This window comes from Pseudomonas sp. D4002, assembly GCF_013385665.1.
In the GTDB taxonomy this organism is placed as follows: domain Bacteria; phylum Pseudomonadota; class Gammaproteobacteria; order Pseudomonadales; family Pseudomonadaceae; genus Aquipseudomonas.
In genome coordinates, this window is sequence record NZ_JACAPN010000036.1 from 1 (window position 1) to 10,574 (window position 10,574).

A 10,574-nucleotide genomic window follows, 5' to 3' on the forward strand; every position below is an offset into this window, starting at 1 on the left:
CGGTCCAAAGCCGGAGTGAGGGCACACCGAGCCTAAGCGAGGTGCCGAGTGGTGGGGCAAGAGCGTTTTGCTTACTTTTGCGCTGTTCAAAAGTGAGCCGCTGTAAGAGCGGAACCGATATAAGCCATCACCCAAATAATGGATATGCCCCCGATCCAAATCCCCCCCTCAACTGTTAAGCCTCTCCTGCCGCACGCCGTGCATCGGCCTCACCTCATCCCCCAAACAACGCCGACAGCTATAAACCCCCAACACCACCGGCTTTTTCTGCTCCCCACGCTCCACCCAGGTCGGCGCAACAAACCGATACCCCTGGCCCGTCGCCGTCGCGATATACACCGAATCATCATCCCCCAACGCCCGGCGGATCGCCTTGATCTGCGCCCGCAGGTTGCACTCTTCCACCACCAACCGTGGCCAGGCGATGTCCAGCAATTGGGTCTTCTCCAACAGCTCACCAGGCCGCGAAGCGAGGGCAATCAGCAACGTCAGGGCCCGACTCCCCAGGCTCACCGGCTCACCGTTTTTCAGCAGCAGATGACGTCGGGGCAGCAGTTGATAAGGGCCAAAGTGGATTTCAATAGCGCTGTCTTCAAGGTGGCCGCGGTGTGAATACGTCATGTGATTAACCTTTGTGCATGTTCAAAAACACAACCTCGCGCGGCTCCCTTCGCGCAAGGCTGCAAGGGAAGGTCAGGTGTTGATCGCCGGGATCGGGTCTTCAGGATAATCACCCGGCTCCGTAGGCCCGCCAGTCAAACCGTATTGCTTGAGCACCGGCGCAAGCTGGCCATAGAACGCGTCCTGCGCCTTGCCATGGGCATCAGCCAGGGCGAAGGGCAGGAACGCGCTGCCGATCCCGCCAAGGATCGCCGTTGCCCCGCCGAGGATCCCGCTGATGGTCCCGGCCACCGCGCCGATTTCCGTGGCCCCGTACAACCCGGCCCCGGCTTCCACCAACCCGGCCACCGCCGCACCCGTACCCAGCACGCCGGTGGCAACCGAGAAACTGCCGCTCAGGTAGTCGCCTTTTTTCAACGAGTCGACACCGCCAATCACCCCGATCACACCGCCGATAATCCCGCCCGCCGAACCGATGATCTTGCCGGCCGCACCGAGGTTGGCGATTTGCTGCGGACTCAGCGGACCCTTGCCCACCGGCACCTTGCCGGGGAAGTCACCGATGGTGCCGCCATCCGGGCGGTTGACCCAGGTGATGCCGTAACCCGCTTCCTTGGCGTATTTGGTGCCGCCCTCCATCAACAACCCGGCAAATTGCAGCCCGGCGGATACCCGGTTCGCGTCCGCCACCGGCGTGTTGCTGCCGCTGGCCGAACGGGCCATCAGCACGCCGCTCATCAACACCGCACTGCCGATGTGCAGCAGGCCTTGCTTGAATGCCGGGCTGACGTCGCCGAACTTCATGCCTTCGATGGCCTTGGGCAGTGCGTCGGCGATCTTGTTGCCCTGGCGCCCGATGTCCCATACCGAACGCAGCATCGACACCACTTGCGCCGGGTCGATCTTGCCGCCATCCGAGGTGACGAACATCTCTGGATCTTTTTGCTGGGCGTCGTTGATCGCGGCAGTGACCTTGGCTTCGTCGAAGTTGCCCTTGCCGTCCCCCAGGGTGATGTTCAGGGTGTCGGTGGTGGCGCCGCCGAGCAGGGCGTCGCCAAGGGCTTCGTTGAAATTCACCTGCAAGGTGGCGGCGTCATCCGCCGAGGCCTTGTCGCCGAGGAAGGCCTGGGCCGAGGCCGTGCTGGCGGCGAAGCTGCTGGCCGCCACGGTCGGGTCCATGCCGCCGGCCACCGCGTCGGTAAAGGCCTTGCCGGTCACCAGTTGGTTTTTGTAGTACTGCTGGATGTTGTCGCTTTGCCCGGCCTTGTCGGCGATGCCGGTCAGGTCCACGTGGCCGTTGCCCCCCAGCGCCAGGTTGGCGATGGTCGTATCGTTGGCCGCGTTTTGCAGGCCCATGCCCATGTCGATCTGCTTGCCGTTCTGGTCCTTGGCGTTGAGATTGTCGGTGAGGTTTTTGCCGGTCTCGATGTCGTCGGTGTAGTAGTTCTGCATCGCGACTTTCATCGCCGGGTTGCTGTCGACGATGTCGGCCAGTGCCGGGCCGCGATTGTTTTGCAGGAAGCCTTGCACGTCCGGGTCGGCCGAGAGGGTTTCGATGCCGCTTTGCAGCTGTGCCTTGATCTTGTCTTCATTGGGGTTCAGGCCGTAGTGGGGCGAGGTGTACTTGTCCATCAACCCGGCGTGGGGCACGTAGTCGCTGACCAGCAGGCGGGTTTGTGCATCGGTCAACTGCACCAGCACCGCGGCTTTCTGTTCGCCGCTGTAGTTCTGCGGGTTGGCCAGGATGTCGGCGGTCAGGCCCGAGGTGTCGACGCCTGCGACCGCATCGCGGGTGGCGGCACCGTCGAGGAAGGTCAGGGTGTCGCTGTCGGTTTTCGGCGCCTGTTTTTCGAGCCAGGCGCCGATGTTGTCGCGGGTGCCGATGCCGTCCGACTTGCCGGTGGCGGGGTTGTCGCCGCCGGTTTCCAGGGCGTGGAACATCCCGGGTCTGGACCACATGGCCGCCGCGCCGGTCAGCTCGGTGCTCAGGGCCGAATCGCTGCCCAAGGCTTGCAGGTTGTCGCTGCGCAGCATGCCGTCGTTGCTGCGCTGGTTGGCGTCACCGGGGCGCATCGCCGGACCTGCGCCAGCGGCCAGGCTCTCATTGGCCATCAGGATTGCCGCCGACTTGGCATTCGCCTTGGCCAGGTCACCGGGTTTGCTGCCGAGGAAACTGCCATAGGATTTCGACGCGGCGCCGAGGTCCTTGCCGGCGTTGTCGATGAAATGGTCGACATCGGAATGGGTGATCACATTGTCGGCCTTGCCACGCCCGCCGGTATCCAGCGCGGCCATCAGGCTCGGGCTGCTGGCCACGTACTTGAGTACGGCCTGGGCCTCGGGGGGGAGTGTCGTGGGTGGGTTGGCGAAGTCGATCGGCGCGCCATGCAGGCCCCAGGCGTCCCAGTTTTGCGAGAGCAATTGCGCGGCCGCCTTGGGCCGGTTCAGGTCGAGTTCTTCCTTGGTCGGCGTGCCGCTGGTGTTGCCGGTGATGGTGTCCCAGTCCTTGGCACCCGACACGCCAAACGATGAGGTGTCGATCCAGGACGTGTCCGAGGCGCCCGCCGCGCCGGTGCTGCCGGCATACAGTTTGGCCACCTGGTCGTACAGCGCGGGGGTGATGTCCTGGGACACGATCACCTTGTCGCCCGACGCCGTGGTATAGCGAATCAGGCCCGGGCCGACTTCTTCGGGCGGGCCGATATTCGCTGCCGGGTCCATGGTTTCCATGGGGCCGGCCAGGCGGTAGCCCTCGGCCTGGCTGGCATTGATCGCAAAGAGCTTGGCCGAGTCGCCGCTGACCTGGGCGAACAGCGCGGGTGTTTCCTTCTGGCTGATCACGATTTTGTCGCCGGCACTGGTCTCGTAGCGGATCAGTCCCGGGCCCAATTCGGTGGTACTGCCGATCGCCTTGTAGTTGCCCAGGCCAGGCGCCACGGTGCTGGCGTCTGCCTCCTTGTAGCCGGCGCCTTTGCTGTCGGCCAGATTCTTCTCAAGGGTCGCGTCGCTTTGCTGTGCGTTGTACTGGTTGACCAATTGCTCAAACAGCCTGGGGTTGTCGATCTGCTTGAGGGTCACCGGTTTGTCGCTGCCCAGCGGGGTGTAGGTGATGCTGTTGTTCACCGGTGCCTGCACGTTCTGGTACGGCAGCGGAATGGACGGCCCGCGGATTTTCGAGGGGTCGAATACCGGCTTGTCGACGGCGGTGAACAGGGCTTTTTCGAACGTGCTCCGGGAGCCATCCGGGCCTTTGTTGTCGGCAGGGTCAAGGCCATTCGGGATCGCAGTCATAGATCACCTGGAAGTTGTTTTATATCAGTCGATATTTAGTGCAAGTGCACTAACTGGGGCGGGCGAAAGTTGCGAAGTGTTATTGGGTTAACCCGCGCCGAGCTATCAAACGCGATGATCAAGTCGGTTTTGTTACAAATGGAAATATCTGCAAAGTTGGGCAAATGGCTATTAGTTAAAAGTGTGAAGTTGTCGGATTTATTTTCTGGAATTGTTGAGTGATCAACGTTTTTACCCAGGGGTAACGGGCTCGTAAATTGTTCGAGTTGGTTCGTTTTTCAGGTTGTGTCCCCGTAAACATTGGGTCTCGTCGTGTATTGGTTTTTTAACAAAAGTTCCACGCCCGCGCGGCGATGAGATTTTCTCAACGGCACGTTGAGCCGGATTTTTCACAGCACCTGCCATGAACGTTTCACAAGCTTTCACAGCGAAGGCGTTTTGTTCGTGAGTAGTATGGTTCCCATGCAAACCGACGGCTGCATGGCCAACTCACTGTCTGACGCTGGGAGTTTGTTTCGGTTTGCATGCGGCTTAACTTCCCTATCGATGCAAGGAGATTGAACATGGCTACTACTCCACCAGTAAGTGCAGGCGGCGCCGACGACGCTATCGCGAAGATGGAAGCAACTTTCAACATGGCCATCGAGAAGTCGGCCAAGATCACCGAGATCAGCACCGCGAAAAAAGCAGAGCTCGACGCCACCAAACAGCGTCCGCAGAACTGATTCGCCATGCGGGCAGCGCCGGCGCTGCCCGTATACCTGCCTTACCCCGTTGCACCGTTGTTGATCGGCACAGGCGTCGTTGCGGCCTGTGATTCTCAAGGGGGCAAACCCAACCATGACAGCCTTGATTTCCCTGGGCCTGCCCGCCGCGAACGGCGCGCCGACCCTGCTTGTGACCCACGGTTTGCACCAGGGCAGTTCCCTGATGCTCGACCAGCCGGTCTACACCCTTGGCGCCGCCCTGGCGGCCGACCTCCAGCTCAGCGATCCCGGGATTGCCGAGTTGCACCTGCGCCTGCGTTTTGAAGGGGCCCAGGTGGCCGTCGAGGCCCTCGGCGGCGATGTACTGATCACCGGCACTGCCGGCGATATCCGTATTCCCCAAGGCAGCGGCCATCGCGCGCGGCTGCCGCTGCAACTGCGTATCGGCACGGCGGGTGTGAGCCTGGCGCTGCCGGGCAGCCCTAAAAAAAATCCTGCGACGACACGCACGTTAACGCCCTGGATCATCGCCACCGCGTTGCTCTTTGTGTGCGCTGGCGCCCTGGCATTTCGCAATGATCCACCGCAAGCGCAAACCGTAATGCCGGTTGCCGAAACAACCGCAGCCAAGCCTTCCCGTGCCGAGGCCAAGGCCTGGTTCGAAGGGCAATTGCAGGCCGCCCACCTGGACGCCGTGAAGGTCAACGACATCGATGGCCAACTCAACGCCGTCGGCTCCTTTGAGCGCGCGCAAAAGCCTCAATGGGTCGCCCTGCAACAAGCCTTCGACCAGCGTTACGGCCAGCAGATCGTGCTCAACCCGCGGGTCGCCGTGCGTGCAGATGCGGCCCGGCCAAGGGTGCGCTTTCAAGCCGTGTGGTTCGGCGCCAACCCCTACGTGATCAATGACAGCGGCAAGCGCCTGTACCCCGGCGCGGCCCTGGCGGACAACTGGGTACTGGAGCGCATCGAGAACAACCAGGTGATCCTCGCCCGTGGCGAAGAACGCTTCACCTTCACCCTATGACGCTGCTTTTTTCAGCTAAGGCCCCGGGATGAAAGTCGAACCCCGTCCGTTGATTCCCAGTGACGTGCGCAGCGCGCCGGTCGATGCGATCCGCCCGGTCAACTCGCGCCAGGCCACGGCTTTCGAAGCGTTGCTGAAAACCCGCAAGGTCCAGTCCCGCCGCTCCCTGCGCAGTGACCTGGAAGAACTCACCAGCGCCGCCGGCGTCGACTCGCTGCTGTTCGGCAGCGCACGTTCCCTGGAACTGCTGGAACACGTGATGCAGCACCTGTTGCCGAACCTCGACGCCGAGCCGCAGATCAAGGCGCTGGCCCATGACCTGATCAGCGAGGAAATCGAGATGCGCCGCACCCTCGAACAACAACGCTCGGAGGTCCAGGCCTGATGCCCCGGGACAACGACGACGCGGTGCAATTGCTCAAGGGCATTGGCGAGCTGTACCGGCGCAACGGCCAGTCCCAGCGCGCGCTGGTGATGTTGCTGATTGCCGTGAGTGTCGCGCCCGACGATGGCCTGCTGCTGCGCTCGCTGGTGCTGGCGTTCACCGACAGCGGCGACTTCACCCGCGCACTCGCGGCCCTGGATCGGCTGGTCGCGCTGGAGGGTGAGTCTGCCAGCCTGTTGCTGCTGCGTGCCCGGGCGCTGTGGTACGGCGAACGCAAGGACGAAGCGCGCCAGTGCTTCAAACGCTACCTCGCTGCACGGAGAGCCGCGCCATGAACCTGCTCAATCGCCTGAACGGCATCGCGCGCATGGCCGCCCAGCGTACCGACGTGATCATCGTCGCGTTCATGCTGATGGCGATCGTGATGATGATCATCCCGCTGCCTACCTACCTGGTGGACATGCTGATCGGCTTGAACATCGCCCTGAGCATCCTGATCCTGATCGTGGCGTTCTACATCGGCCACTCGGTGGAATTCTCCGCGCTGCCGCCGCTGATCCTGCTCAGCACCTTGTTTCGCCTGTCGCTTTCGATCACCACCACCCGCTTGATTCTGCTGCACGGCGACGCCGGCCATATCGTCAAGGCCTTCGGTGACTTCGTGATTGCCGGCCAGGTGGTGGTGGGCATGGTGGTGTTCCTGATCATCACCGTGGCGCAGTTCGTGGTGATCACCAAGGGCGCCGAGCGGGTCGCGGAAGTGGCGGCGCGCTTCACCCTGGATGCGATGCCCGGCAAACAGATGAGCATCGACAACGACCTGCGCAACGGCGATATCGACCAGGCCGAAGCCCGCCGCCGGCGCTCACGCCTGGAGCGCGAGAGCCAGATGTTCGGCGCGATGGACGGGGCGATGAAGTTCGTCAAGGGCGATGCGATTGCCGGGTTGGTGATCCTCGCGGTCAACCTGCTGGGCGGCATGCTGATCGGCATGATCGAGCGCGACATGGCCTTCGGCGCGGCGGTGCACACCTATTCGCTGCTGACCGTGGGCGACGGTTTGATCGCACAGATCCCGGCGCTGCTTATCTCGGTAGCGGCGGGCACCGTGGTGACGCGGGTCAACAGCGACGGCGAAGCGGGTGACCTCGGCAGCGAGATTCTCAAGCAGTTGGGTGCCAGCTACCGCGCCCTCGGTTTGACCGCACTGATCATGGTCGGCGTCAGCGTGATACCGGGCTTTCCGACCTGGGTGTTCCTCGGGTTGTCGCTGGTGTTCGGTGGTGCGGCCTTCGTGATGTACCGCCGTCATACCCGTGAAAACCAGGTAGAGCCTGAAGCGCTGGTCGAGACCCTGGAACCGGTGGTTGAAGTGCAGGCCGAGCAGGATTATGGCGTGGCCCCCGACACTCGGGTATTGCTGACCCTCGGCAGTGCGTTGGCCCTCAGCGCCCCGCGCCAACTACTGAGCCAACGCATCGAAGCGCTGTGTCACGACATTCGCAGCGACCTCGGCGTCGATATGCCGGTGCCGGGCGTTCACATGGACGCCAAGGCCACGCCGGGCAGCTACCGCGTGTCACTGGAAGGCGTACCCGTCAGCGAAGGCGAGATGCCGATCAACTGCCTGCTGTTGCAGGACGATCCGGTGCATGTGCAGTTGCTGGACATCGCCACCCTGCAAGCCGATTCGCCGCTCAACGGCCGTGCCGCGCACTGGATCGAGCGTCAGCACGAAGACGCGTTGCGCAACGCCGGCATCGGTTTCCTGCTGCCGGACGAAGTCCTGCGTGGCGTGCTGGAACGCAGCCTGCGCCGCTATGCCGCGGACTTCCTCGGCATCCAGGAAACCCGCCTGCTGCTCGAACGCACCGAAGCCACCTACGGCGAACTGGTCAAGGAAGCCCTGCGCTTGGTGCCGTTGCAGCGGGTGGCCGAGACCCTGCGCCTGCTGGTGGGCGAGGGCGTGTCGATCCGCAATCAGCGGGCCTTGCTTGAAGCCATGGTGGAGTGGGGCGCCCGGGAAACCGATGCCGGCCGCCTGGCCGAACACCTGCGTGCAGGGTTGGCGCGGCAGATCAGCCATCAGTACGCCGACCGCAATCGGGTGATTGGCGCCCTGGTGCTGGCGCCGGGATTGGAAGACCAGTTGCGTGCGTCCCTGCGTCGCCAGGAGCCCAGCCGTGAAGTGATCCCCGAGGAAGTCAACCGCGCGTTGCTCGCCCAACTGCGCCAGGCCTGCGACAAAACCACTGAAGCCAACAGTGCGGTATTGCTGGTGCACCCGGAACTGCGCCGCAGCCTGCGGCGCCTGGTGCTGCGCGGTGAACTGGAGCTGGCGGTGTTGTCGTTTCGCGAACTGGCCACCGAATACAACCTGCAAGCGCTGGTGACCATCAGCCTTACCGATATCTCCAACCGCCGTGCACCTGCCGCGGCTTCCGTCACTTCCCTGGCGTCTGCCTCATGATCCGTTTTTGTCTGCTGTTGCTGACGTTGACCTCGTTTTTCTGCAGTGCCCAGGACATCGCCAACGGTGCCCAGGGGTCTATCAACCTGGCCTCCGGTGAAGGCCGGATCCTGCATTTTGTGGCCCCGGTGGAGTCGGTACTGGTGGCCGAGCCGGGGATTGCCGACCTGCAAGTGGTGTCGCCCGGGGTGATCTATATCTTCGGCAAGGCGCCGGGCAATACCAGCCTGATTGCCCTCGGCAGCGACGGCAAACAGCTTGCCAGCCTGAGCCTGGCGGTCAGTAGCGCGACCCAGGCAGTGACTGCGCCGATGCAGGAATTGCATCCCGGCAATGGCGCGCAGATCAGCGGTGCCGGTAACCGATTGATCGCCAAGGGCACGGTGCGTTCGGTTGGAGAAGCGACGGATTTGAATGCCTTGCTCAACCCACAGGGCCAGGGCTTCCAGAGCGCGGTCAACACCACTGAGTACGCCGGTGCCGCCCAGGTCAACTTGCGTGTGCGCTTTGCTGAAGTGTCCCGCTCGGAACTGCTGCATTACGGGGTTAACTGGAACGCCATGTTCAGCAACGGCACGTTCTCCTTTGGCCTGATCACCGGCGGACCGCTGGCAGCCGCCACCGCCGGTGGCCTGGCGGCGGCGGGCAGCGGCTCGGGCAATACCAATATCGACGGCATGCTCGACGCGTTGCAGGCCAACGGGATCCTGCAAATCCTGGCCGAGCCGAACATCACCGCCATGACCGGGCAAACCGCGAGCTTCCTGGCGGGCGGCGAAGTGGCGATCCCGGTGCCGGTGAATCGGGACCTGGTGGGGATCGAATACAAGTCGTTCGGCGTGTCGCTGTTGTTCAACCCGACGCTGCTGCCCAACGGCCGGATCGCCCTGCAAGTGCGCCCGGAGGTCAGCAGTGTGGTGAGTGGCGGCACGGTGGATTTCGGCAATTTCCATGTGCCGTCGTTCAGCGTGCGCCGCGCCGATACGCGGGTGGAAGTGGGCAGCGGGCAGACGTTTGCGATTGCCGGTTTGTTCCAGCGTGAGAGCAGCCAGGACATCGAGAAGCTGCCGTTGCTGGGGGACTTGCCGATCCTGGGCAACCTGTTTCGCTCCAAGCGTTTTCAGCGCAATGAAACCGAATTGGTGATTTTGATTACGCCGTACCTGGTGGAGCCGGTGCGCAGTCGCACCCTGGCCACGCCGCTGGATGCACAGCCTGCGACCGCCGCAGCGGCGGGGCCGCGCAGTGGTGGGGCGTTTGGTTTCTACATGAATTGATGAGGGGGCATGGCATGAAAGTTTCGCGTTTGTTGATGTGTTTGCCCCTGTTGGTGGTGGGCTGCAAGACGCATCTGGCGCCGGTGTATTACTCGCCGCAGTATCAGGCGGACGGGGTACCAAGCCAGTGCCAGCAGCCGCCGGCCAAGGATGAAATTGGGCTGGACGAGGATTTCAAGGCGACCTTGCCGTTGGGCTGTGCCAACAATTTGAATTTGATGCAGATGGTGGAGCAGCGGCAGGATTTGAATCAGGGGCGGGCGACGGGGCCTGCGATGGCGGCGCCGGTTGGGCGGGCGGCGCAGGTGTATATCGAGGGGTTTGATCGGGAGCAGTTGCAGCGGCGTCAGGCTCAGCAAGAGGCCAAGGCGGGCGCTCCGGGAGCGGAGCAATGAACCTGCGTTCACATGTCCTCTGTGGGAGCTGGCTTGCCTGCGATAGCGGTATTCCAGGCCCAGCAGATCCATCTGCCACACCATCATCCAAATGTGGGAGCGGGCTTGCTCGCGAAAGCGGTATTCCAGCCCCAGCAGATCCATCTGTCACACCACAGACCCAATGTGGGAGCTGGCTTGCCTGCGATAGCGGTATTCCAGACCCAGCAGATCCATCTGTAACACCACCATCCAAATGTGGGAGCGGGCTTGCTCGCGAAAGCGGACTGATAGGCGACCCGGATCTTGAAGCTTACCGCGTACATATCCATTCCTGCGGTAACGGCCACTTAGGGTTCCGCTCTTACAGCGGGTCACTTTTGGCAAACGCCCCAAAAGTAACCAAAAGGTCTTTGCCCCAC

Annotated in this window: 9 protein-coding genes; 7 read left to right on the forward strand and 2 right to left on the reverse strand. The window is 62.8% G+C overall.

Annotation, left to right across the window (positions count from 1 at the left end; translation table 11 throughout):
• Nucleotides 1-168: 168 nt before the first annotated feature.
• Both HX824_RS24180 and HX824_RS24185 read right to left on the reverse strand, forming a co-directional pair.
• Entirely contained in the window at nucleotides 169-621 is a 453-nt protein-coding gene (locus HX824_RS24180) for a winged helix-turn-helix domain-containing protein (protein WP_177009710.1), read from the reverse strand.
• A 72-nt stretch (nucleotides 622-693) separates the two neighbouring features.
• The gene (locus HX824_RS24185) at nucleotides 694-3,912 is read right to left on the reverse strand and encodes a type III effector HrpK domain-containing protein (RefSeq protein WP_008433178.1); all 3,219 of its coding nucleotides are present in this window, start codon (nucleotides 3,910-3,912) and stop codon (nucleotides 694-696) included.
• A gap of 563 nt (nucleotides 3,913-4,475) precedes the next feature.
• On the opposite strand from HX824_RS24185, the gene HX824_RS24190 reads away from it, so the two are divergent.
• The 7 genes from HX824_RS24190 to HX824_RS24220 all read left to right on the forward strand — a co-directional run bounded on the left by HX824_RS24190 (nucleotide 4,476) and on the right by HX824_RS24220 (nucleotide 10,173).
• Complete coding sequence (locus tag HX824_RS24190; RefSeq protein ID WP_003207273.1) at nucleotides 4,476-4,637, forward strand: hypothetical protein; 162 nt, start codon at nucleotides 4,476-4,478, stop codon at nucleotides 4,635-4,637.
• 115 nt (nucleotides 4,638-4,752) lie between these two features.
• Nucleotides 4,753-5,646, forward strand: coding sequence for an FHA domain-containing protein (locus tag HX824_RS24195; RefSeq protein ID WP_177055207.1), 894 nt, complete (start codon nucleotides 4,753-4,755; stop codon nucleotides 5,644-5,646).
• A gap of 28 nt (nucleotides 5,647-5,674) precedes the next feature.
• A complete protein-coding gene (locus HX824_RS24200; RefSeq protein ID WP_177009712.1) occupies nucleotides 5,675-6,031 on the forward strand; it encodes a hypothetical protein in 357 nt (118 codons plus the stop codon).
• Entirely contained in the window at nucleotides 6,031-6,366 is a 336-nt protein-coding gene (locus HX824_RS24205) for a lipopolysaccharide assembly protein LapB (protein ID WP_003207267.1), read from the forward strand. The genes HX824_RS24200 and HX824_RS24205 overlap by 1 nt, the downstream gene beginning before the upstream one ends.
• Nucleotides 6,363-8,501, forward strand: a complete 2,139-nt coding sequence (gene sctV / locus HX824_RS24210; RefSeq protein ID WP_177055209.1) for a type III secretion system export apparatus subunit SctV — start codon at nucleotides 6,363-6,365, stop codon at nucleotides 8,499-8,501. Before HX824_RS24205 ends, sctV begins: the two co-directional genes overlap by 4 nt.
• On the forward strand, nucleotides 8,498-9,778 hold the full coding sequence (locus HX824_RS24215) for a type II and III secretion system protein family protein (RefSeq protein WP_008433173.1): 1,281 nt from the start codon (nucleotides 8,498-8,500) through the stop codon (nucleotides 9,776-9,778). Before sctV ends, HX824_RS24215 begins: the two co-directional genes overlap by 4 nt.
• A 14-nt stretch (nucleotides 9,779-9,792) precedes the next feature.
• The gene (locus HX824_RS24220) at nucleotides 9,793-10,173 is read left to right on the forward strand and encodes a hypothetical protein (RefSeq protein ID WP_003207261.1); all 381 of its coding nucleotides are present in this window, start codon (nucleotides 9,793-9,795) and stop codon (nucleotides 10,171-10,173) included.
• The last annotated feature ends 401 nt before the right edge of the window (nucleotides 10,174-10,574 follow it).

Coding starts and splice junctions, on each gene's coding strand:
- HX824_RS24180 (WP_177009710.1), bottom strand. CDS start 621: ATGACGTATTCACACCGCGGCCACCTTGAAGACAGCGCTATTGAAATC.
- HX824_RS24195 (WP_177055207.1), top strand. CDS start 4,753: ATGACAGCCTTGATTTCCCTGGGCCTGCCCGCCGCGAACGGCGCGCCG.
- HX824_RS24220 (WP_003207261.1), top strand. CDS start 9,793: ATGAAAGTTTCGCGTTTGTTGATGTGTTTGCCCCTGTTGGTGGTGGGC.
- HX824_RS24200 (WP_177009712.1), top strand. CDS start 5,675: ATGAAAGTCGAACCCCGTCCGTTGATTCCCAGTGACGTGCGCAGCGCG.
- HX824_RS24205 (WP_003207267.1), top strand. CDS start 6,031: ATGCCCCGGGACAACGACGACGCGGTGCAATTGCTCAAGGGCATTGGC.
- sctV (WP_177055209.1), top strand. CDS start 6,363: ATGAACCTGCTCAATCGCCTGAACGGCATCGCGCGCATGGCCGCCCAG.
- HX824_RS24185 (WP_008433178.1), bottom strand. CDS start 3,912: ATGACTGCGATCCCGAATGGCCTTGACCCTGCCGACAACAAAGGCCCG.
- HX824_RS24190 (WP_003207273.1), top strand. CDS start 4,476: ATGGCTACTACTCCACCAGTAAGTGCAGGCGGCGCCGACGACGCTATC.
- HX824_RS24215 (WP_008433173.1), top strand. CDS start 8,498: ATGATCCGTTTTTGTCTGCTGTTGCTGACGTTGACCTCGTTTTTCTGC.